The following is a 24,391-nucleotide window of genomic DNA, read 5'->3' as shown; positions in this document are numbered from 1 at the left end:
TTCCAAATTCTGAAATAAACAAAAAAGTTGAAATGGTTGCTAATGCAATTAAATCTGTTATTGCATCTGCTTTTTTTGAAAACAGTAAAGCATATTTAAAAGCAATATCACATACTATAGAAGAAGATAAAATGGCTGTAATTTTACAAGAAGTTATCGGTAAGCCATATCAAGATGTATATTATCCAAACATTTCTGGGGTAGCACGTTCTATTAATTTTTATCCCATTGGAGATGAAAAGGCAAGTGAAGGAATTGCCAATATTGCTTTAGGTTTAGGGGAAATAATAGTGGGTGGCGGACAAACATTACGTTTTTCACCTTCTTATCCTAAAAAAATATTACAACTATCTTCTCCTGGTTCTACGCAAAGAGAAACGCAACAGTATTTTTATGGTTTAGATTTAAACCCAGATAGTTATAAGGTTTCAACTTGTGAAGCCATCAATAAAAAGAAGGTAACGATTAGAAAAGCAGAAAATCATGGGTCTTTAAAGTTTGTAGCATCTACCTATGATTTACAAAATAATATGATTAGACCTGGTGTAATGCATGATGGTATTCGTGTAATTACGTTTGATAATATTTTAAAATACAATACATTTCCGTTGCCAGAAATTTTACAAGAACTCTTACGTGTTGGGCAACGAGAAATGAGAAACCCAATAGAAATAGAATTTGCAGTAAAATTAGATGTTCCTACAGGTAAACCAAAAGAATTTAGCTTTTTGCAGATAAGACCTATTATAGAAAGTATGGAAACGGTAAGTAAATTGCCTGAAAACTTAGATATTTCTGAAACCATCATTTATTCTGAATCTGCTTTAGGAAATGGTAAATATGAAAACATTTGTGATGTGGTTTATGTAAAACCAGAAACCTTTAATTCTGCAAATACAAGAGATATTGCAAGTGCAGTAGAAGAAATTAATAAAAAATTTGTGGCACTAGACAAACCCTATATTTTAGTGGGGCCCGGGCGTTGGGGATCTAGCGATTCTTGGTTAGGCATTCCGGTGCTTTGGTCTCAAATATCAGCAGCAAAAATAATTGTAGAATCTGGTTTAAATGATTTTAGAATAGACCCGAGTCAGGGAACTCATTTTTTTCAAAATTTAACCTCTTTTAAAGTAGGATATTTAACCATCAATCCGTTTATAAAAGATGGCTTTTTTGATGTAGATTATTTAAATAATCAAGAAGCTATTTTTGAAGATTCTTATTTAAGACATATTTCTTTTAAAAAGGACCTTACTGTTATTATTGATGGTAAAAATAATAAAGCAGTTATTTTTAAAGAAGGTATTTCCTTGGAAAACAGTACTTCAAATAAAGAAGAATCATTTGAAGAATTACCTCCAGAAGGGTTTATGTAAAATGTATATATTATAAAAAAACACCTTAAATAAATGAATTAATATTCAGATTCTTAGAAAAAGGATAAAATATTGTTAATTGTCAAAAAACATGCTGACTATTTTATTTTAAAATCAATTTTAAAATGTATTTTTGAAGTACAAGTTATTCAATAAAAAATTACTAATTATACCATTATGAATGTAAAAGAAATTTTAACAAATTTGGAAACAAAACACCCTGGTGAAAAAGAATATTTACAGGCTGTTAAAGAGGTTTTAGAGTCTATTGAGACAATTTATAATGAAAATCCACAATACGAAGCGGCTAAAATTATTGAGCGTTTAGTAGAACCAGATAGAATTTTAACCTTTAGAATTTCTTGGATTGATGATGCAGGACAGGTTCAAGTAAATATTGGTCATAGAGTGCAATTTAACAATGCCATAGGTCCTTATAAAGGAGGTATTCGTTTACACCCAAGTGTAAATTTAAGTATCTTAAAGTTTTTAGGATTTGAGCAAATCTTTAAAAACGCCTTAACAACACTACCAATGGGAGGTGGAAAAGGTGGTTCTGATTTTAATCCTAAAGGAAAATCGGATACCGAAATTATGCGTTTTTGCCAAGCATTTATGTTAGAATTGTGGAGAATGATTGGCCCAAGTACAGATGTACCAGCTGGAGATATTGGAACTGGTGGTAGAGAAATTGGGTTTATGTATGGGATGTATAAAAAATTACAACAAGAACATACAGGCGTTTTTACAGGAAAAGGTTTAAATTGGGGAGGAAGCTTAATAAGACCAGAAGCAACAGGTTTTGGTGGCGTTTACTTTACAAAAGAAATATTAGAAACTAAAAATGATGATTTTAAAGGTAAAATAGTAGCACTTTCTGGTTTTGGAAACGTAACGTGGGGTGTGGCTTTAAAAATTACAGAATTAGGTGGAAAAGTAGTTACAATTTCTGGTCCTGATGGATATATTTATGATGAAAAAGGGTTAGATGATGATAAAATTAGTTACTTATTACAGTTAAGAGCATCTAATAACGACATTGTTTCGCCGTATGTAGATGAATTTCCTGAAGCAAAATTTTATCCTAATGAAAAACCATGGAGTGTAAAATGTGATATTGCAATGCCTTGTGCTACTCAAAATGAATTAAACGGAGAAGATGCCATAAAATTAGTTGCAAATGGCGTACAATATATTGCAGAAGTTTCTAATATGGGTTGTACCCCAGAGGCTGTTCATGCATTTCATGATGCTAAAATTTTATACGCACCTGGTAAAGCAGTAAATGCTGGTGGAGTTGGAGTTTCTGGTTTAGAAATGTCGCAAAATGCAATGAAACTAAACTGGACGAAAGAAGAAGTAGATGAAAAATTACATCAAATAATGCATTCAATTCATACAGCTTGTTTAGTATACGGAACAGAAGAAGATGGCTATGTAAATTATGTAAAGGGGGCAAATATTGCTGGTTTTATTAAAGTTGCAGATTCTATGTTAGACTTAGGAGTTATATAAAAAAAATAAATTAAAGACTAAAACGCATCAATCCTTTTGATGCGTTTTTTTTTGATCTTTATATAAATATCTGGTAATCTCATTTATTTTATGAGTTATAACTGTATTTAAATAAATAAGTGCATGTTTTATAGACCTACTAAAAATCTTATATAGATGTTAGTTACCGTGATTAAAATAAAAATAGAACAGTAGTAAAATATAGTGATAATAAGAGCAGTTCTAAATAATAAAATTTAGTTTTTGCAAAGACTTATAGGTCTAATTTTAACGGATATGAATACATAATTTTGATTATTTTAAGATTACTAATATTGAAAATAACTTATATTTGTTTTCGTTAAATGTTTATAAAATTCAAAAAAAAATGCTTACAAAAATAGAGACCCAAATAGAAGATTTTATGCAGTTGGTTGAAAAAAGAAACAGCCATGAACCTGAGTTTTTACAAGCAGTTAAAGAAGTTGCCGAAACTTTAATTCCTTTTATTATTGAAAATAAAAAGTATTACGGCAAAAATATTTTATTAAGAATGGTAGAACCTGAAAGATTAATTTCTTTTAGAGTTACATGGATAGATGATAAAGGAGAAATAAGAGTTAATAGAGGCTATAGAGTACAAATGAATTCTGCAATTGGCCCCTACAAAGGTGGTTTAAGATTTCATCCATCTGTAAATGCTAGTATTTTAAAGTTTTTGGCTTTTGAGCAAGTATTTAAAAACTCTTTAACAACATTACCAATGGGTGGTGGTAAAGGAGGTGCAGATTTTGATCCGAAAGGAAAATCTGATCGTGAGATTATGAGTTTTTGCCAAAACTTTATGAGTGAATTGCAAAAACATATTGGACCAAATACAGATGTGCCTGCCGGAGATATTGGCGTTGGAGGAAGAGAAATTGGCTATTTGTTTGGAATGTATAAAAAATTGAGAACAGAATTTACAGGTGTTTTAACAGGAAAAGGAATAGAATATGGTGGCTCATTAATAAGACCAGAAGCTACAGGTTACGGTACTGTATATTTTGCAGCATCTATGCTAAAACGTAAAAACGAATCTTTTAAAGGAAAAAATGTAGTGATTTCTGGATCTGGAAATGTTGCACAATATGCAGCTGAAAAAGCTATTGAATTTGGAGCAAAAGTATTAACGCTTTCAGATTCTGGAGGATATATTTACGATGAAGATGGTATTGATGCAGAAAAATTAAACCACATTATGTATCTTAAAAATGAAAAACGTGGCAGAATTAGCGAATATTTAGAAGAATACCCAAAAGCAAAATATTTTAAAGGAGAAAGACCTTGGTCTGTAAAATGTGATATTGCATTGCCATGTGCTACTCAAAACGAGTTAAATGGTGAGGAAGCAAAAACATTAATTAACAACGGTTGTATCTGTGTAACTGAAGGTGCAAATATGCCTTCTACACCAGAGGCTGTTCATGAATATCAAAAAGCAAAAATATTATTTGCTCCAGGTAAAGCATCTAATGCTGGTGGTGTTGCAACTTCTGGTTTAGAAATGAGTCAGAATTCATTAAGGTTAAACTGGTCTAGTGAAAAAGTAGATGAAAAGTTAAAAGAAATTATGCAAAAAATACATGATTCTTGTGTAGAATATGGTGAAAATGAAGATGGATCTATAGATTATATCAAAGGAGCAAATATTGCAGGTTTTGTAAAGATTGCAAATGCAATGTTAGCGCAAGGTGTAGTATAGTAAAAAATTCTTATAAGTTATTATATAAATGAAACGCGTCAATTTTTTGGCGCGTTTTTTTGTTTATTTGCCTATATAAAAAATAATTCATGAGCTTTCTAATTTTTATTTTCTTAGGTTTTACTGTTGCTGTTGTAGGTAGTATAACACCCAGTTTTTTAAATTTAACAGTCGTTAAATTCAGTTTAAGAAATGGCAAAAAAGCAGCATTTTATCTTATTGGTGGTTACGCTACCGTTTTATTTTTTCAAGCCAATATAGGTGCCTATTTATCGAGTATATTAATGGAAAACTCAGAGTACATAACCTTATTACAAAAGGTAGGTACAGGTATTCTCTTGTTATTATCTATTAATTTTTTTAGACTGTATTTTACATCAAAAGAAAAGAACGTAAAAGAAGAAATACCTAAATCTAAAGCTTACTTACATGGTATTGGTATGTCTCTTTTAAACACTATTGCAATTCCATTTTATTTTACAACTATTTCTGTTTTAATAGGATTAGAATATTTTGAATATTCTTACGTAAATGGATTTTATTTTTCAATTGGTTCTACAATTGGTTCTTTTACATTATATTCATTGTATGCAATTGTTGCCAAAAAAATTGAACATAAACTAACTTTTATTGCTTCTAAAATGGATTTAATTTTAGGGTGTTTAACAGGTGTCGTTGCTGTAGGAAACTTCGTTTTTCTACTCTATAAATAATTTATTTTGAATATCTTTTTACTTTTTTTCTTCGGATTTATTTTCTCTTTTGTAGGCTCTATAACACCAAGTATGTTAAATATGACGGCGTTAAAAATTAGCTTAGAAAAAGGAAAACAAGCTGCAAACAAATACGCATTCGGAGTTTCTTTAATTATCATTCCTCAGGTTATAATTGCCGTTATTTTAACCAAATACATTGCACAAAACCCAACCATCTTAGAAACCTTAGAAAAAGCAGGAATTGTTGTTTTTATAGCTTTATCTTATTACTTTTATAGAGAATCTAAAAAAGGAAAAATAAAGATTGATGCAGTAAAAACTAAAAATAGAAACCCATTGCTAACAGGTATTGCACTATCTATTTTAAACATGTTTGGCATTCCTTTTTTTAGTGGAACAATTATTACGTTAGATGTTTTTAAGCTCTTTAGTTTTGATGCTGTTTCTGTATTTTTTTTCACCTTAGGATCTGTGTTAGGAACATTCTATATTCTATTTTTATATGGGAAATTTGCGAAAATAATTCAACAGAAAACAGGGAAACTCACAAAAGACATCAATTTAATTTTGTCTATTCTAACAGGTTTGGTCGCTGTTTTTTCTCTTATAAAACAGTTGTTTTAATTATAATAGTAATTTTTAAACATTACTTTCGACTTAATTATTACTAAATAAAGTAACATGATTTCTCTTTTTTTCTTTGGTTTTGTTTTTTCCTTTTTAGGATATACGCTACCAAGTGTCTTAAATATGACTGCCTTAAAAATTAGTTTAGAAGCTAATAAAAGAGAGTTTACCAAGTTTATATTAGGTGTTTCTATGGTTGTTTTTATGCAAGTATATTTTTCTATTTATATTATAGAATACGTTTCTAAAAACCCAACATTTTTAGAAATATTAGAAAAAACAGGCGTTGTAGTTCTTGTTTTTTTATCTGTTTACTTTTTTAAACAAAACAATAAAGAAAAGAAACAACTAGAAATTAAACACAAGAATACTTTTTTTACAGGCGTTATCTTATCATTATTAAATATGTTTGCAATTCCTTTTTTCTGCGGGTCAACAGCTTTTTTAATTACATTTAATAGCTTTAGTTTTGATCTGGTTTCAATACTACTTTTTGTGTTTGGTTCTGTACTTGGTACGTATCTTATATTGTATTTATACGGACGTTTCGCAAAATTGATTCAACAAAAAACTGGAAATTTAACCAACAATATAAATTTACTACTTAGTTTTATTACAGGTGGTTTTGCATTGGTAACATTTCTTAAATTTGTAATATAATTGACATAAGATGAATAGAATTAAAAATATAGTTGTTCAAGGAAAACACAGCAAACCCATTGTAACAGATGTTTTTTACAAAGAAGATCATCAACCAAAAAAAATAGTTATTTTTTGTCACGGTTACAAAGGTTTTAAAGATTGGGGCGCTTGGAATTTAATGGCAGAAGCTTTTGCTGATGCAGGTTTTTTCCTTATAAAATTCAACTTTTCTCATAATGGAGGTACCGCTGAAAACCCAATTGATTTTCCAGATTTAGAAGCTTTTGGAAATAATAATTACACCAAAGAACTAGACGATTTAGAAAGTGTTATCGATTGGATTTCATCCGAAGAAAAATTTAAAAATGAAGTAGCTGTTAATGATATTTCAATAATAGGACATAGTAGAGGTGGCGGAATTGTATTGCTAAAAGCAAATGAAGATGCAAGAGTAAAAAAAGTAATTTCCTTAGCTGCAGTGTGCGATTTTGGTTCTAGAAGCTCAACAATTGGCGATTTAGAAAACTGGAAGAAAACAGGTGTTAAATACGTTTTAAATGGAAGAACAAAACAAAATATGCCACATTTCTATCAGTTTTATTTAGATTTTAAAGAAAACGAAGAACGATTAAATATTCAAAAGGCGGTAGCAAATTTAAAAATTCCACAATTAGTAATTCACGGAGATAAAGATACTTCTGTCCCTATTGATGAAGGTAAAAATATACATTCTTGGAATGCTGAAAGTCAATTTGAAATCATTAAAAATGCAGATCATGTTTTTAATGTTTCTCATCCTTGGAAAAAGGAAAACATGTCTAAAGAATTAGAGGAGGTAACTGAGCTTTGTATCTATTTTTTAAAGAATTAGCCATTTCTCAATCGCTTGAAAAAAGCTCATTTCGGAATGACAAATAGCGTAAAACACTGAATACTGCTACTGTAAACTGAATACTAAAACCACTAACTATTTCTCACTTTCCAATTCTAAAACCTTCTGAATCATTTTATCATCCTGATGCATAATTCTGTAAAAACCAACATCACCAAAAAGCGTATTTGCAATAGCTGCTTTTAAATATTTTTTTAAATTTTGACTAGTATTAAAAGAAGGTTTAGGTCTATCTTTAATCTCAGATAAGTAGCTGTTAAAAACAGTTTCATCAGTATCAAAATCTGTAATATAATTAGCTATTGTCCATTTTTGTAGCTTTTTTCTATTGTTATCAACATAATCAAAAGCAAAATCATTAATAGTGTTAAAGTAGAAACCATTCATATAAGAAGTGGTGTCTATTGGCACAAAAACATCCGGAATAATACCTCCGCCACCATAAACAACCTTTCCTTTTGGGGTTGTATATTTTAAAGAATCTACTACCTTTATACTGTCTTTACTTAACAGCTCTCCACTAGAAATTCTCTTTTGGTAATCGGTATAATAGTTCTTGTTTCCTTCGTGGTCATAAGGTTTTTGAATAGATCTCCCCGTTGGCGTATAATAACGAGCCGTTGTTAAACGCACTGCAGAACCATCGCCTAAATCCATTTCTATTTGTACCAAACCTTTTCCAAAAGAACGACGACCAATAATGGTTCCTTTGTCATTATCTTGTAAAGCACCAGCTAAAATTTCTGATGCAGAAGCAGAGTTTTCATCAATTAAAACATACAAACCACCTTTTTCAAAATCACCTTTAGCGGTTGCAAAAGATTCATCAATTTCGTTTTTATTGTTTTTAGTAAAAACAATTAGTTTATCATCTTCTAAAAATTCATCAATAATACTATTTGCAATGTCTATAAAACCGCCACCATTGCCTCTAATATCAAGAATTAAATCGGTCATTCCCTCATTAATTAAGGTGTTTAACGCAGGTTTAAATTCACTGTAGGTATTTCTTGCAAAACGATCTAGTTTAATATAACCAACAGAATCGTTAATCATATACGCTAAATCAACACTTTTAATATTTACATTTCCACGAGTCACAGAAACGGTAAAGGTAGAATCGATACTTTTTCTATAAATTTTTAGAGCAACTTTAGTGTCTGGTTTCCCTTTTAAATAACCAGGTACTTTATCTGTGTACATTTTTTTACCATACAAAGTATCTGCATTTGCCATTAAAATTCGGTCTCCTGCCTTAATTCCTGCTTTTATACTTGGGCCACCTTTTATAGGTTGAATAACGGTAATTGAATCTTCAATCATTCTAAACTGAACGCCAATTCCCACAAAATTACCTTGCATATTTTCTGTAACAGCTTGCAGTTTTTCTTTAGGAATATACACAGAATGCGGATCTAGTTTACCCAACATTTGCGTAATAGCTCCGTCTAAAAGACTTTCTGTATTTACAGTATCTACGTAGTCTTTTTCAATAAAATTAATAAGTTTTCTTATTTTTAGTTCTTGAGACGAATTTTTATTTAAAGACAACATATTGCTACCACTTCCGTTAAGCGAAAATCCAATTAGTAAACCAATAATAACTGCTAAAGATAAATATATAGGGAGGTTGTTTCTATTCTTCATAAGGTAAATGCATAATTTCTACGCCTGCTTTTTCTAGAAAATTGATACCAGAAGTATCCTTGTATGATTCTGCATACACAACACGTTTTATTCCTGCTTGGTGAATTAATTTGCTGCACTGAGTACACGGAGATAAGGTAATATATAAGGTTGCACCCTCTGCAGATTGGGTAGAAGACGCCACTTTTAAGATCGCGTTTGCCTCTGCGTGTAAAACTTCCCACTTTGTAACTCCATTACAATCTTCGCAAGAATTATCAAAACCAGTTGGTGTTCCGTTAAAGCCATCAGAAATAATCATTCTGCCTTTTACAATTAACGCACCTACTTGTTTACGTTTGCAATGAGAGAGTTTCCCCCATTCGCGAGCCATTTTTAAATAAGCCCTATCGTATTTTAATTGTTTCTTTTCAGTCATACAGAACGAAAGTAAAAAGATTTAAATAAATATGACGTTAATAATTAGACAAAATTTATTTTCAGCTGTCAAGAATAACTTTTTGGGCGTTCCCTTACAGGTCGGGCTTTCCGCTACAATCTTTTTATTCATCCTTCATAAAAAGGATTTTCACTGCAATCCCTAACGCATCTAGTTTGTAAACAGTAGTTTAATGCTTCAAAATTATAGCTTTACCAAAACACTCTATCCAACATCATTTGTATGGCAAAACCAATAACAATAGATGAGCAAACTAAAATCCAATCTCTTCTGGTAACTCTAATAAAATTCTGAAGTAATGCACCAATAATTAAAATACCTAAAACAATAATAATCTGAGCCGCTTCTATACCTAAAGCAAATTCTAAAAGTGGTAACAATTTACTTTCTTCTTTGCCAACCATCATTTTAAAGTAATTAGAAAAACCCAATCCATGAATAAAACCAAAAAGAACAGCAAACAATAAGTTGATGCTTTGTTTACCAGAAGATGCCTTTTTAGCTGTAAGCACATTTACCAGTCCGGTTATAAAAATAGTTACCGGAATCGCAAACTCAATAAGATCCATTTTTACTTTTAGAATTCCGTAAGCAGATAAAGCCAATGTAATAGAATGTCCGATAGTAAATAAAGTAACCAACCATAAAACTTTTTTCCATTGGTGAAAGCTAAAAACTACAGCCAAAACAATTAAAAATAAAATATGATCGTACGCAGCTAAGTCTAACACATGGTTTAAACCCATTTTAAAATACAGTAAAAAATCGTCCATTTAATAAAAATCGTTAGGTGATTGTCAAAGATATTAAAAACTGTAATCGTATTAAAGCTTAAATACACTATTAACAATTCTAATTGCTAAATTTTAAATAATATTAAATTTATAAGTATTCATTTCTTTAAATCAATAATAATTTGATTAATACGTAAATATTACAACTAAAAATACGTATAAATACGTAATAATACTTAGTTTTGTGATTCAAATACGTAATTATGAAAACAGTTATAGTTGTCGGAAACGGAATGGTTGGTTATAAATTTTGTGAAAAATTTGCAGCAACTCCAGAAAGTAAAAATTTTAAAGTTATTGTTTTTGGTGAAGAGCCAAGACCTGCTTATGACCGAGTTCATTTAAGTGAGTTTTTCGAAAACCAAGATGCAAAAGCTTTAGAAATGGCACCTGCAGAATGGTACAAAGAAAACGGAATAGATTTAGTGGTAGATGAAAGAGTTTCTGACATACAAAGAGAAACCAAAACAATTATTACTGCAAAAAACAGAGTGCTTAATTACGATTACTTAGTTTTAGCTACAGGTTCTTCTGCTTTTGTTCCGCCAATTAAAGGCGTAGAAAAAGAAGGTGTTTTTGTATACAGAACCATCGAAGATTTAGAAGGAATGTTGGCGTATGCTGCAAAATTGAAAGAGAAAAACCCAAATGCAAGAGCTGCTGTTTTAGGTGGAGGATTGTTAGGTTTAGAAGCTGGTAAAGCAGTTATGGATATGGGTTTAGAACCTCATATTGTAGAGTTTGCGCCTAAATTAATGCCAAGACAATTAGATGCGAGAAGTAGTAAAGTTTTGCAATTAAAATTAGAATCTATAGGATTAAATATACATTTAAGTAAAGCAACCAATCAGATTTTAGGTGATACATCTATCACAGGAATGGAGTTTGGCGAAGACGATGTTTTAGATGTAGAAATGTTAGTGGTTTCTGCCGGAATTAGACCAAGAGACGAGCTTGGTAAAACTTCTGGTTTAGAAATGGGTGTTCGTGGCGGAATTGTAGTCAACAACAAAATGCAAACTTCCGACGAAAATATTTTTGCAATTGGTGAGGTTGCTTTGTACAATCAAATGATTTATGGTTTAGTTGCTCCTGGTTACGATATGGCGGGTGTTGCGGTGAATCAAATTATTGGAAATACAGAAGAGTTAATGCCTGCAGAAATAGATATGTCTACCAAATTAAAATTAATTGGTGTAGATGTAGCAAGTTTTGGAGAACCTTTTATGCCAGCATCAAAAGGACATTCTGTTATTTTCGAAAACAAAACACAACATTTATATAAAAGAATTAATGTTAGTTTAGATGGTAAATCTTTATTAGGAGGAATCTTAGTAGGTGATGCATCCGACTATAATATGTTACATCAAGTATTTTTAAACGGAATGGCAATTCCAGAAGATGCAGCACAATTAATATTACCAGCAACAGAAGGCGGAGCTTTTGGTAGCGCATTAGATTTGCCAGACACAGCGCAAATTTGTTCTTGTGAAAATGTAACGAAAGGTCAGATTTGTGGCGCCATAAAAGATGGTTCTTGTGAGGATTTAGCCGGAGTTATTTCATCTACAAAAGCAAGTACAAGTTGTGGTGGTTGTAAACCAATGGTTACCGATTTGGTAAACGAAACTTTAAAATCGTTAGGAAAAACGGTTAAAAATGTAATCTGTGAACATTTTGAATATAGCCGACAAGAGTTATACGGAATTATAAAAGCCAAAAAACTGACTTCTTTTAATGAGGTCTTAGATGCTTGTGGAACCGGACATGGTTGTGAAACGTGTAAGCCTTTGGTTTCTTCAATTTTTGCAAGTTTATATAATGACACGCCAAATAAAGAAGACGTTACCCAAGATACTAACGATAAATTTTTAGCAAACATACAGCGTAACGGAACGTATTCTGTAGTGCCAAGAATTGCGGGTGGAGAAATTACACCAGAAGGTTTAATTGTTTTAGGTACAATTGGTGCTAAATATAATTTATATACCAAAATTACTGGTGGAGCGCGTATCGATTTCTTTGGTGCAGAATTAAACGATTTACCGGCCATTTGGAAAGAGTTAATTGCTGCTGGTTTTGAAAGCGGACATGCATACGGAAAATCTTTAAGAACGGTAAAAAGTTGTGTAGGTTCTACATGGTGTCGTTACGGTTTAGATGAAAGTATCACGTTTGCCATCGAACTAGAAAACAGATATAAAGGATTGCGTTCTCCTCATAAAATTAAAGGTGGCGTTTCTGGTTGTATTCGTGAATGTGCAGAAGCGAGAGGTAAAGATTTTGGAATTATAGCTGTAGAAGGTGGTTGGAATCTTTATGTTGGTGGAAATGGTGGAGCAACACCAAGACACGCACAGTTATTAGCAGAAAAAATAGACAACGAAACAGTTATAAAATATTTAGACAGATACTTAATTTATTACATACAAACGGCTGCTCCGTTAATGAGAACTGCTGCTTGGTTAGATAAATTAGAAGGCGGAATAGAGCAATTGAAAAAAGTGGTTGTAGAAGACAGTTTAAATATTGTTGAAGATCTAGAAAAAGAAATGCAATTCTTAGTAGATGCTTACGAATGTGAGTGGAAACAAGCAATTGAAAACGAAGAAACAGAAAAACGTTTTCAGCATTTTGTAAATTCAGAAGATAGAGATGATAACTTGGTATTTGTGCCTTTACGTGATCAGAAAATGCCAGAACTTTGGAAAAATTAATTTTTCAGCTATAAATGATAACGTACAGTTTTGTCATTTCGACGTAAGGAGAAATCACATAAAGTTGCTCAACATTATGTGTTCACCGTAATGCGACTTCTCTTAAAATCAAATTGACAGAACGTTTTAAAATAACATTTTAAATCTCAATTATTTTCAATAAGACCACTTAGTTGAACAGAAATAACAAATATAATTATGGACACATTACTTTTAAAATACAAAACAGTAAAAGAAGCAGATGTAAAAGTTTGGTTTAAAGCAGCATCGGTTAGTGCATTTCCCAAAGATGGTGGCGCCTGTGTAAAATATAAAGATTTACAAATTGCAGTTTTCAATTTTTCGAGATTAGGTAAATGGTACGCTTGTCAGAATTTATCACCAGAAAAGCAAGAAAACGTATTGTCTAGAGGTATGTTAGGCGATCATAAAGGGATTCCTAAAATTGCGTGTCCGTTGCATAAAAAAACGTTTTCATTAGAAACGGGTGAAAATTTAAATGCAGATTTAGCACCTATTGCTGTGTATCCTATTAAGATTGAAGCAGAAAATGTGTATATTGGCTTCTCAGAATAGAAAAATGAAAATGGTTTTTTCTATTTAGATTCCTGTTTTCACAGGAATGACAATTTTAACGGATACTACCAAGAAAATTGGTAGCACGTTTTTAAATAAATACAAAAGATGAAGCCAACAATATTTGAAACTGCCATTGCATTAATAGATAAAAAAAATGCAGAAGACCCAAACACCTATCAAGTTTCTGGATTAGAGTATCCTAAAGAGTTATTGTACTCGCAAAGGATGACGAGAAAGTTGCTTCAGTTTGACTCTAATGCATCAAAAGCACTTCAAATTTCTGTAAGAGGGCATCATATTTGTCGTTGGAAAATTGGTAGAAAAGAATATCCAATGGATAGAGTTGGATATTTAAAATGGCGTGAAGAATTAAAAAAGATGCATGCAAGTACTACCGGAGAAATTCTAGAACAAGTTGGTTTTGATGAACAATTTGTAGACAGAGTAGAAAAAATTATCTTAAAAAAACTCATAAAGAAAAACGAAGAATCTCAAACTTTAGAAGACGTTATTTGTCTGGTTTTTCTAGATTATTATTTTGATGAATTTGCAGCAAAACATACCGATGAAAAAATTATCGATATTTTAAAGAAAACATGGGTAAAAATGTCTGACAATGGACATGCAGCTGCCTTAAAAATTCCATTTTCAGAAAAAAGTTTGGCCTTGGTAAAACAAGCTATTTCATAAACAAAATGTAATTTATTATGACTAAAAACGGCAATTCATTAGACCAAAGAACGTTTAATAAATTAAGCCGTTTATATATTGTGGCATTAAGTACTATTGCACTTTCTGTAATTATTAGTCAGGTTTTAGTTCGCAATCATTTAGAAACTCAAAAAAGTGATTCTACCGTAATTAATGTTGCTGGTAGACAAAGAATGCTGAGTCAGAAATTAACCAAAGAAATAGTTTCTCTTTTGGTTTCTTCGGATGAAAAAAATAGAATTCTCCTTAAAAATAAAATAACAGCCACACTTTATTTGTGGGAATTATCTCATACGTCACTTCAAAAAGGAAATGACAGTTTAGGGCTTCCTAAGCAGAATAGTGATAAAATTAAAAGCAAGTTTATAGCAATTAACCCTGTTTTTGAGACTATTCAAAAAGCATCAAAGGCAATTATAGAAAAGTTAGATAATGCTACTATTTCTGTAGAAGAATTAACTTCGGATATTAAAAAAGTAACTAATAATGAAGGTTCTTTTTTGTTGATAATGGATGAAATTGTAAATCAGTACGATTTAGAAGCCGATGAAAAAGTAGTTTGGTTAAGAAAATTAGAACTTTCTTTAATGGGTTTAACATTATTGATTCTTTTAGGAGAATTAGTATTTATTTTTTGGCCGGCAGCAAAATCGGTAAAAGCAACATTATCAGATTTATTATTTGCAGAAAAGAAGGCTAAAAAAATGGCTTTTGATGCAGATGAGTTAAGTCTTTCTAAAGAAAAATCAATAAAAGAATTACGCGCTTTAAGTCATGCTATGGATGAAACTTTGTTGTTTGCAAGAGTCTCTCCAAGTGGAAATTTAATTCATATGGGAAATAAGTTTTCTCGTTTGTTTAAGTTATCAAAATTTAAAAAAGAAGTATTGTTTTGGACTGTTTTATCGAGCAATGAAAACGAGCAATTACTAATTGAAGACTTAATTAATAGTCATAAAAAAACGGGTTGGCAAGGTGAAGTAAAAGCAACCATAAAAGGCGATATAGCAATTTGGTTAGAAATGTCGATAGTGCCTTATAGACCTACAGAAGAAAGATCTGAATTGTTAATTATTGCATCAGAAATTACAGATAGAAAAGTAGCTCAAATAGAAATAGAAAGACTTACAGAAGAAAGTTTTGAAGAGAAAATTAGTCAGCAAAAGATAATTTCAAGTAAGATTATTGAAAATCAAGAAAAAGAACAAAACAGAATTGCTAAAGACGTGCATGACGGAATTGGGCAAATGCTAACTGGATTAAAGTACAATCTAGAAAGCATCAATATGAATGATATTGAGAAAACGACTTTAAAAATTGAACACCTAAAAGAATTAACTACCAATATTATAAAAGGCGTTAGAACCGCTACGTTTAACTTAACGCCGCCAGAATTATCAGATCACGGAATTGTGCCTGCAATTACCAAGTTAACCCATGAGTTAGGTAGATTAACGGGAAAGGAAATCATCTTTTTTAATAAAACAGGTTTTAACGAACGGCTAGATTCTTTAGTAGAAATTAATATTTACAGAATTGTACAAGAAGCAATTAATAATGCTATTAAATACGCGGATTCTTCACATATTTTAGTGTCTCTTTCTCACAGCCAAAATATTTTAAGTATAAATATTGATGATGACGGACAAGGTTTTGAACCCTCTAAAGTAAAGAAAGTTAAAAATGGAGATGGTGGTATGGGCATGACTTTTATGAAAGAGCGTATTAAATATATTAATGGTCGTTTGTTCCTAAATTCTGAATTAGGTGAAGGAACTAGAGTTACATTGAATATTCCTATTTAATAGTCCATCTTAATCTTCCAAAAGGGAAGAAACACAATACCCACACCACTTTGCGCCTTAGCGAGAGAAACCCCACAACAGTGATAACCCCAAACATAGCAACCTTATGTGGTCGAAAAGACAAAACGAGAAATGAACTATTGATAATTCTTTAACGACAATATCCACACCACTTTGCGTCTTAGCGCCTTAGCGAGAGAAACTCCATAACAGTGATAACCCCAAACATAGCAATCTTATGTGATTTCTCCTACCGTCGAAAAGACAAAACGAGGAGCAAACAATTTAGATGAAACACAATAACCACATCACTTTGCGTCTTTGCGCCTTAGCGAGAGAAACTCCACCCTATAAAATACGTAGTTTTACTTAAAAACCTTATTTTTGTACGTATAAAATAGTTACAATTATGATAAATGTAGTTTTAGCAGACGACCATGTTTTGGTACGAGACGGAATAAAAGCACTTTTAGAAGATCAAACAGGAATTACTGTGATTGATGAAGCTTCTAACGGAAAAGAAGCGCTAGAAGTTATTGCTAAAAACAAACCGCACGTTCTTATTGTAGATATTCGTATGCCGGAAATGAACGGAATTGAAGTAGTTGCAGAAATTACTAAAAACAAGATTGATGTAAAAACTCTTGTACTTTCTATGCACGATTCTGAAGAATACGTAGTAAAATCGATTCAAGCAGGAGCAGATGGTTATTTATTAAAAGGAGCAAGTAAAGAAGAATTTTTAAAAGCGGTCAATAATGTAGCTGCTGGAGATAAGTATTTTACCGGTGATGTTTCTACCATTATCATGAACAACTTTGTAAACGGAAATACAGCCAGAAAAGAAGAACCTAAAACAGTTATAAAAGAACTTCCTTTTAAATTGACAAAGAGAGAAAGACAAATACTGACTTTAGTTTTAGAGTTAAAGAATAATAAAGATATTGCTGATGAACTAGCAATTAGTAAACGTACTGCAGAAGTACATCGTTTTAACTTAATGAAGAAACTAGAAGCTAAAAACCTACAAGAATTAACCAATAAAGCGAAAGAATATCAGTTAATATAGAATAAACCGCAAAGCTCAGCTCGCAAAGAAAAGAATCTCTGTGCATCTCTGAGTTTCTTAGCGCATCTCTGTGTAACAACTAATACTTACTTTTTCGTTTGATTTTTTTTTAATTTATCAATTACAAATACACTGTATATCATAATTAGTAAGCCAAGAATCATAGCGCTATATTGTAAATTTCTATAATCAGCTAAAAATGTCATTCCGATTGTTGAAAGTGCCATTCCAAGTACAAATAGGTTTATTCCTTTATTATTTTTCATTTTTGTTCTGTTTATTTTCAATTGATTAGTAGTATAATTGAACTATTTGTTACAATTTATCTCTTGATTTTTAATTGAATAGCATCATTTTATATAATACACCTTTTTCATACCAATTATTTTTAAACCCCAATTTTATCAAATTCATAAATTCGATACTACGTAATTATTAATCTAGTAAATTTTAAATAATACGTATTTTTTAGATAGTTAATTAAGTATTTATACTTAGTTTTGTGTATCTAAAAATATGTATTATGATAAATCTAGCTCAAGAAAAGTCAACAAAATTAAGTCTATTCGATTTTAAGAATGTAGCAACTCGTACATTCTGGATTACCTCAATATCATTCTTTTTATGCTTTTTTGCATGGTTTGGTATTGTACCATTTATGCCAGATGTTGTAAAAGATTTAGGTTTAACACCAGATCAAAAATGGAACTCAATTATTTTAGCCGTTTCTGGTACTGTTTTTGCCCGTTTACTAATTGGTAAATTATGTGACAAGTACGGACCAAGAATATGTTATACTTGGTTGTTAATGTTAGGTGCAATTCCTGTAATTTTATGTGGATTGGTACAAACACCCACTCAATTTTTAGTTTGTAGACTATTTATTGGTTTTATTGGAGCATCCTTTGTAATAACACAAGTACACACTTCTTTAATGTTTGCGCCTAATATTGTAGGTACTGCAAATGCAACTTCTGCAGGTTGGGGAAATTTAGGTGGTGGAGCCAATAGATTAGGAATGCCTTTAATTGCAGCAGCAGTTGTTGCTTTTGGTGTTGCAGATGGTGAGGCTTGGAGATATTCTATGGTAATTGCTGGTATTGTTTGTTTTGCAATGGGAATTGTATATTACTTCTTTACAACAGATACGCCAAAAGGAAATTTTAGCGAGTTAAAAGAAGCTGGAGAAATGGTGGTTACTAAAAAAGACCAAGTTGGTTTTTTAGAAGTATTAAAAGATTATAGGGTTTGGATTCTTTTTGTAGTCTATGCAGCAAGTTTCGGAATTGAATTAACCGTTTATGGAACTATGGATGATTATCTTCAAAATACGTTTCAATTACAAAGAGTAACTGCTGGTAACATTGTTTTATCATTTGCATTGATGAATATTTTTGCAAGAACTTTAGGTGGTTTCTTTGGTGATAAATTCGGTAAATTAAAAGGATTAAGAGGTCGTGTTTTATTCTTATCTTTCATTTTAACATTACAAGGAGTAATGTTGATATTTTTCTCTGGAGCAACCAGTTTAGTTTTAGGAGTTGTATTATTAATTTTATTTAGTTTAAGTGTTCAAATGGCAGAAGGAGCAACGTTTTCTGTAGTGCCATTTATCAATAAGAAAGCAATTGGTTCTGTTTCTGGAATTGTTGGAGCAGGAGGTAATGTAGGTGCTTTTTTAGCAGCAATGTTGTTAAAATCTAAATCTGCATTGGCAGAAAAATCAGCAATTTTATCTAGTGAAGGTTTAAGTGCAGAGGTTGTTAAGGCAGCACAGTCTGCGGCATCTTCAAGCGCGGTGTCTAGCGGATATTTACTAATTGGTTTTGTCGTTGTAGTTACAGGTATTGTGGCATTAACTATTAAATTCTCAACAGAAGAAGAAGAAGAGCAAGCTCCAAGAGGTGTAGAAGAGTTAATACCTATAAAAATAAAAGCTTAAAAGAGAGTTCTTAAGCGTCCAATCTAATCAATAAAAAAATAACAAAATTCATTGTTAATCTTGTGTTTTTTTATTGATTTAAAAATTCGATACCACTTTTTTAGTGTATTCAGAATAATAAAATCAAACTTTGGTTGGTAAAATTTTAATGTCGTATTTAGTATAAAATATTGGTCTAAATGATTAAAAATGAAATTAAAACAACGTGTTCTTACTGTGGAGTAGGTTGTGGAATTATCGTAAAAAAAGACATTAACAACAAGATTTTTGTTGAAGGTGATAAAGACCATCCTGTTAATAAAGGAATGTTATGTTCTAAGGGGATGAATCTGCATTACGTTGCCAATGATACTTCAGACAGAATTTTGTACCCAGAAATGCGATGGTCTCGTTCGCATCCGCGTGAGCGTGTTTCTTGGGATACAGCTTTAGATAGAGCAGCCAGTGTTTTTAAATCCATCATAAAAAAACATGGTCCAGATTCAGTAGCTTTTTACGTTTCCGGACAAAGTTTAACCGAAGAATATTACATAGCAAATAAGCTAACAAAAGGGTTTTTAGGAACCAATAATATAGATACCAACTCACGTTTATGTATGAGTTCTGCGGTGGTTGGTTACAAGAAAACATTCGGAGAAGATAGTGTGCCAATTTCGTACGATGATATAGAATTAGCAGATTGTTTTTTAATAACAGGTGCAAATCCTGCTTGGTGTCATCCAATTTTATTTAGACGAATAGAAAAACACAAAGAAGAAAATCCGAAGGTAAAAGTTATAGTAATTGATCCACGTAAAACAGATTCAGCAAAATTTGCAGATTTACATTTGCAATTAACACCAGGAACCGATGTTGTTTTGCACAATGCCATTGGTAGGTGTTTGTATAAAAGTGGTTTAATTGACGAAGATTTTATCAAAAAACATACGCAAGGTTTTGATGGTTATAAAGAAGTGATTTTTGGAACATCTTTAAAGCAAGCTTCCAAAATTTGTGGAGTTCCGGCAAAAGATATTCAGAAAGCCGCAGAAATGATTGGTCTTGCAAAAGGATTTATCAGCATGTGGGCAATGGGTTTAAACCAAAGTGTAATTGGTACAGACAAAAACACCTCACTTATAAACTTATCTTTAATAACGGGACAAGTTGGTAAACCAGGTTCGGGTCCATTTTCGTTAACAGGGCAACCAAACGCAATGGGTGGACGAGAAGTTGGAGGAATGGCAAACTTATTAGCAGTTCATAAAGATTTAGGAAACGAAGAACACAGAAGAGAAGTTGCTCAGTTTTGGGGAGTAGATAAAATATCTGCAAAACCAGGCTTAACAGCAACAGAATTATTTGATGCTTTAGAAAGCGGAAAAGTAAAAGCTGTTTGGATTGCGAGTACAAATCCGTTGGTGAGTATGCCAAACTCTCATCAGATAGAAAAAGCCATGGCAAAATCTAAATTTGTGGTGGTGCAAGAGATTTCTCACAAAGCAGATACTTTAGCTTTTGCAGATTTGGTTTTACCAGCTGCTGCTTGGTTAGAGAAAGAGGGAACTATGACAAATTCTGAACGTAGAATTTCTTATTTACCAAAAGAAATTGAAGCGCCAGGAGAAGCAAGACCAGATGTAGAAATTTTCTGTGATTTTGCACAAAGAATGGGCTTTAGAGGTTTCGATTTTAACGGAGCAGAAGAAATTTACGACGAATACGCGTCTATGACCAAAGGAACAAATATTGATGTTTCTTTCTTAAATTATGATCGTTTAAAAAACGAAGGTACTTTTCAGTGGCCCGTAAATGAATATAGAAGTAAAGGAACACCGCGTCTTTTTGAAGATAAAAAGTTTTATACACCATCTCAGAAAGCAATTTTTAATACACCATCTACCATAGAAAATACATCCGTAAAAACAAACGATGAATTTCCTTTAATTTTAACCACGGGTCGTATTAGAGATCAATGGCACACGATGACGAAGACGGGGAAGGTAGCAAGATTAAAAACACATTATCCAAAACCAGTTTTAGAAATTAATCCGGTAGATGCTTTTTTAAACAAAATTAAAGAGGGTGATATTACCGAAATAAAAAGTGCAAATGGAGTTGTAAGAGTGCGTGCAAAAATTACAGACGATATTAAAGAAGGTGTTGTTTTCTTGCCAATGCATTGGGGTAAAGTGTTAAAAAGTAATTTAAATAGAGCAAATAATTTAACAAACACACATGTAGATCCGGTTTCTAAAGAACCCGATTTTAAGTTTACATCTGTTTCTGTTTCAAAATATAAAAAACCGAAGGACAAAATTATTATTGCTGGTGCAGGGGCCGCAGCTTTTCGTTTTTTACAAAATTATAGAGATTATAATGAGGTTGATGAAATTCATGTTTTTTCTATGGAAAAGAACCTGTTTTACAACCGTGTTTTATTACCAGAATATATTACAGAAGAACTTTCTTGGGAGCAATTATTGAAAATAAAAAATGCTGAATTAAAGAACTTAAATATAAAAATTCACCCAGAAACAATTATCAATAAAATTGATAAAGAAGCAAAAGTTGTTACAGATTCTAACGGAGAAACGCATTCGTTTGATAAATTAATTTTAGCAACCGGAAGTAGACCTTTTATCCCGAAGGATGTACAAATAGAATTACCTGGTCGTTTTACCATGCGTAATAAAAGTGATGCAGACAGCTTTAAAAATTACCTAAACAATACAGGTTTGCCTCCAGAAGAGCAACATGTTGTAATTGTTGGTGGAGGTTTGTTAGGTTTAGAGTTGGCTGCCGCGATGAAGCATAAGAATGTAAAGATTACAATTATTCAACGTGCATCTCGATTAATGGAACGTCAGTTAGATAAAATTTCTAGTAAATTATTATCTCTAAATGTACAAGAAAGAGGTATTCAAATTTATTTTGATAATGAGGTAAGTACTGTTTTTGATGATGAAGATACAGGCGAATTAACCATCAACCTAAAATCTGGAAAATATATTACGGCAAACGCAATTGTGTATGCGATTGGTACCAGACCAAATATAGAAATTGCTAAAAATAACGGTGTTCTTTGCGGACGAGGTGTAAAAGTGAATCAGCATTTACAATCTTCTCATCCAGATATTTTTGCCATTGGAGAGATTGCAGAGTTTGAAAACAAGTTATTCGGAATTACTTCTGCAGCAGAAGAGCAAGCAGGTATTTTAGCCAACTTTATTGCTGGAGATATCAGTGAAGCTTACAAAGGTTCTGTGTTGATGAATATTTTAAAATTCAGCGATTTAAACTTGTGTAGCATTGGTGAAATTAAAGTGCCAGAAAACGATCCGAGTTACGAGGAAATTATTTTCACAGATATTTCTAAAGGATATTATAAGAAGTGTATTGTAAAAGACGATTTATTAATTGGAGCAGTTTTAGTAGGTGATAAAAACGAATTTGCAGAGTTTAAAACCTTAATAGAAAGTAAGATTGAAATGTCTGACAAACGAGATACTTTATTGAGAGGAGCCTCTAACGATACTCCAATGTTGGGAGAATTAGTTTGTTCTTGTAGCCAAGTAGGATCGGGTAATATAGAAGAAGCAATTGCTGGTGGTTGTACAGATTTTACAGCATTATGTAATAAAACGGGTGCCGGTTTAGGGTGTGGAAGTTGTAAAACGGAAGTAAGAGATATTTTGAATAATGCAAAAGTAACGGTATGAGCAAGCAATTAAATAGATTAATAGTTAGAGGTGGCGTTTTATCTCCAGGAGAACTAAAATATATATGCGAATCTGTAGAAAGTTTAGGTCAGAAAACAATTTCTTTTGGTTCTAGACAAGATATTTTATTACCAAAAAAAATAAATCAAGAAGAGCTTGCTCAATTTGATAAATTAGAATTGGTAGAAGCAGATGATACGGGTACAGAAAACATTGTTTCGTCTTATGTTTGTGCAGATATTTTTCCGAGTACTTCTTGGTTAACAGGTGATCGGTATTTGTATTTATTAGAACAATTTCGCTCAAAATCGAAGTTGAAAATCAATTTAACCGATCCAAAACAACGTTTAGTTCCTTTGTTTACAGGGAATATAAACTTTATAGCTTCAGAACACGAAGATTATTGGTATTTGTATGTGAGGCTTCCAGATTGGAAAAAAACGCAAATGTACCCAGCTTTAATTTATAGTTGGGATTTAGATAAGATTGAAACAGCCATAGAAAACATCCTTCAGGAAGAACCAGAAACCATAGAAATGATTTTTGATTTGGTAAGTGATGCCATTGACACCAATAATAGAACAGTTGATAAACCTTTAGAAGTGCCTTTTTATCCTTTTCCTTATTTTGAAGGAATGAACAAAATTGGTATGGATAAATATTGGTTGGGCTTGTATTGGAGAAACAATAAATATGATATTTCTTTCTTAAAAGAAATGTGCGAATTGTGCTCTGAAAATAAAATTGGTAAAATTTCTATTACACCTTGGAAATCTTTTGTAGTGAAAGGGATTCCGAAAGAATCTAAACTGGTTTGGGAGAAGTTTTTAGGCAAGCGAGGAATCAATGTTCGCCATTCTATGTTAGAGTTAAATTGGCACATTCCGGTAGCCAATAAAGATGCCTTAAATTTAAAGAAATACTTGGTTTCTAACTTCGATCAGAATGATATTAGTACCTATGGTTTAACCTTCGGAATTACAGATTATAGCAAAGCCGCTTATTATTTTACATCCATCGTAGTTGAAAAAAATAAGCAACCAGAAATGATTGGTAATTTTCAGACAAGAGATACGTATAACCTGTTATATGCTAAAAATTTCGATCCAAATACAAGACAATATATTATGCACGTACAAGACGTGGATAAAGTAGAATTACCAGGTTTGTTGATGGAGTTAAGTCAGTTGTATTTTGATCAATTAGGTAGTGAAAAAGAAGTAGAGAAAGAGGCTGAAGCAAAAAAGGAAACAACCGAATTAGAAGTATATCAATGTAAAGATTGTTTAACAATTTATGATGAAGCTTTTGGAGATATTACACAAGATATTGCACCTAAAACTTATTTTAAAGACCTACCAGAAAGTTATGAATGCTCTCTTTGTGAAGCATCAAAAACCAGTTTTCAGAAAATAGTACTCGTTAAATAATATCAATTTATACAACATACAAAAGTTTAAAATAAAGATATTTTTCAACAGGATAATATGAGTTTT

Annotated in this window: 19 protein-coding genes; 15 read left to right on the top strand and 4 right to left on the bottom strand. The window is 31.7% G+C overall.

Annotated features, from left to right (window positions below):
• The 7 genes from GQS58_RS11540 to GQS58_RS11510 all read left to right on the top strand — a co-directional run.
• The coding region (locus GQS58_RS11540) for a PEP/pyruvate-binding domain-containing protein (protein ID WP_240914604.1) at nucleotides 1-1,376 on the top strand (1,376 nt) is incomplete at its 5' end.
• Nucleotides 1,377-1,553: 177 nt separating this feature from the next.
• Nucleotides 1,554-2,891, top strand: a complete 1,338-nt coding sequence (gene gdhA / locus GQS58_RS11535) for an NADP-specific glutamate dehydrogenase (RefSeq protein WP_166386009.1) — start codon at nucleotides 1,554-1,556, stop codon at nucleotides 2,889-2,891.
• Between the two features lie 367 nt (nucleotides 2,892-3,258).
• Nucleotides 3,259-4,614, top strand: a complete 1,356-nt coding sequence (gdhA, locus tag GQS58_RS11530) for an NADP-specific glutamate dehydrogenase (RefSeq protein ID WP_205860422.1) — start codon at nucleotides 3,259-3,261, stop codon at nucleotides 4,612-4,614.
• An 89-nt stretch (nucleotides 4,615-4,703) separates the two neighbouring features.
• Nucleotides 4,704-5,327, top strand: coding sequence for a LysE family translocator (locus GQS58_RS11525; RefSeq protein WP_166386007.1), 624 nt, complete (start codon nucleotides 4,704-4,706; stop codon nucleotides 5,325-5,327).
• A gap of 81 nt (nucleotides 5,328-5,408) precedes the next feature.
• Nucleotides 5,409-5,954, top strand: coding sequence for a LysE family transporter (locus GQS58_RS11520; protein ID WP_240914603.1), 546 nt, complete (start codon nucleotides 5,409-5,411; stop codon nucleotides 5,952-5,954).
• Nucleotides 5,955-6,011: 57 nt separating this feature from the next.
• Nucleotides 6,012-6,617 (top strand): LysE family transporter, encoded by a 606-nt coding sequence (locus GQS58_RS11515; protein WP_166386005.1) that lies wholly within the window; start codon nucleotides 6,012-6,014, stop codon nucleotides 6,615-6,617.
• 10 nt (nucleotides 6,618-6,627) lie between these two features.
• Nucleotides 6,628-7,470, top strand: coding sequence for an alpha/beta hydrolase family protein (locus tag GQS58_RS11510; protein ID WP_166386003.1), 843 nt, complete (start codon nucleotides 6,628-6,630; stop codon nucleotides 7,468-7,470).
• 96 nt (nucleotides 7,471-7,566) lie between these two features.
• On the opposite strand, the gene GQS58_RS11505 is transcribed toward GQS58_RS11510, so the two are convergent.
• The 3 genes from GQS58_RS11505 to GQS58_RS11495 all read right to left on the bottom strand — a co-directional run bounded on the left by GQS58_RS11505 (nucleotide 7,567) and on the right by GQS58_RS11495 (nucleotide 10,350).
• Entirely contained in the window at nucleotides 7,567-9,138 is a 1,572-nt protein-coding gene (locus GQS58_RS11505) for a S41 family peptidase (protein WP_166386001.1), read from the bottom strand.
• Nucleotides 9,128-9,556, bottom strand: a complete 429-nt coding sequence (locus GQS58_RS11500) for a deoxycytidylate deaminase (RefSeq protein ID WP_165731347.1) — start codon at nucleotides 9,554-9,556, stop codon at nucleotides 9,128-9,130. The genes GQS58_RS11505 and GQS58_RS11500 overlap by 11 nt, the downstream gene beginning before the upstream one ends.
• Before the next feature lie 212 nt (nucleotides 9,557-9,768).
• Nucleotides 9,769-10,350, bottom strand: coding sequence for a HupE/UreJ family protein (locus GQS58_RS11495; protein ID WP_166385999.1), 582 nt, complete (start codon nucleotides 10,348-10,350; stop codon nucleotides 9,769-9,771).
• Between the two features lie 224 nt (nucleotides 10,351-10,574).
• On the opposite strand from GQS58_RS11495, the gene nirB reads away from it, so the two are divergent.
• From nirB to GQS58_RS11470, 5 genes are all read left to right on the top strand, one after another.
• Nucleotides 10,575-13,088 (top strand): nitrite reductase large subunit NirB, encoded by a 2,514-nt coding sequence (gene nirB / locus GQS58_RS11490; RefSeq protein WP_166385997.1) that lies wholly within the window; start codon nucleotides 10,575-10,577, stop codon nucleotides 13,086-13,088.
• A 198-nt stretch (nucleotides 13,089-13,286) separates the two neighbouring features.
• Complete coding sequence (nirD, locus tag GQS58_RS11485) at nucleotides 13,287-13,664, top strand: nitrite reductase small subunit NirD (protein ID WP_166385995.1); 378 nt, start codon at nucleotides 13,287-13,289, stop codon at nucleotides 13,662-13,664.
• Between the two features lie 108 nt (nucleotides 13,665-13,772).
• Nucleotides 13,773-14,357 (top strand): DUF4202 domain-containing protein, encoded by a 585-nt coding sequence (locus GQS58_RS11480; protein WP_166385993.1) that lies wholly within the window; start codon nucleotides 13,773-13,775, stop codon nucleotides 14,355-14,357.
• A gap of 17 nt (nucleotides 14,358-14,374) precedes the next feature.
• On the top strand, nucleotides 14,375-16,183 hold the full coding sequence (locus tag GQS58_RS11475; protein ID WP_166385991.1) for an ATP-binding protein: 1,809 nt from the start codon (nucleotides 14,375-14,377) through the stop codon (nucleotides 16,181-16,183).
• 409 nt (nucleotides 16,184-16,592) lie between these two features.
• Nucleotides 16,593-17,252, top strand: a complete 660-nt coding sequence (locus tag GQS58_RS11470; protein WP_166385989.1) for a response regulator transcription factor — start codon at nucleotides 16,593-16,595, stop codon at nucleotides 17,250-17,252.
• An 86-nt stretch (nucleotides 17,253-17,338) separates the two neighbouring features.
• Here GQS58_RS11470 and GQS58_RS11465 read toward each other — a convergent pair whose 3' ends face one another.
• Entirely contained in the window at nucleotides 17,339-17,518 is a 180-nt protein-coding gene (locus tag GQS58_RS11465) for a hypothetical protein (protein WP_166385987.1), read from the bottom strand.
• Nucleotides 17,519-17,775: 257 nt separating this feature from the next.
• On the opposite strand from GQS58_RS11465, the gene GQS58_RS11460 reads away from it, so the two are divergent.
• From GQS58_RS11460 to GQS58_RS11450, 3 genes are all read left to right on the top strand, one after another.
• Nucleotides 17,776-19,194 carry an MFS transporter gene (locus GQS58_RS11460; protein WP_166385985.1) on the top strand — a complete coding sequence of 473 codons (1,419 nt, stop codon included), beginning with the start codon at nucleotides 17,776-17,778 and terminating at the stop codon, nucleotides 19,192-19,194.
• A 179-nt stretch (nucleotides 19,195-19,373) separates the two neighbouring features.
• Entirely contained in the window at nucleotides 19,374-22,895 is a 3,522-nt protein-coding gene (locus tag GQS58_RS11455) for a nitrate reductase (RefSeq protein WP_166385983.1), read from the top strand.
• Complete coding sequence (locus GQS58_RS11450; RefSeq protein ID WP_166385981.1) at nucleotides 22,892-24,325, top strand: rubredoxin; 1,434 nt, start codon at nucleotides 22,892-22,894, stop codon at nucleotides 24,323-24,325. Before GQS58_RS11455 ends, GQS58_RS11450 begins: the two co-directional genes overlap by 4 nt.
• Nucleotides 24,326-24,391: the final 66 nt, after the last annotated feature.

Origin of the sequence: Polaribacter sp. 11A2H (genome assembly GCF_011379025.1) — a bacterium.
GTDB lineage: Bacteria > Bacteroidota > Bacteroidia > Flavobacteriales > Flavobacteriaceae > Polaribacter.
The sequence above is the reverse complement of the archived record's forward strand: the minus strand, read 5'-3'. Positions and strand labels throughout refer to the sequence as shown.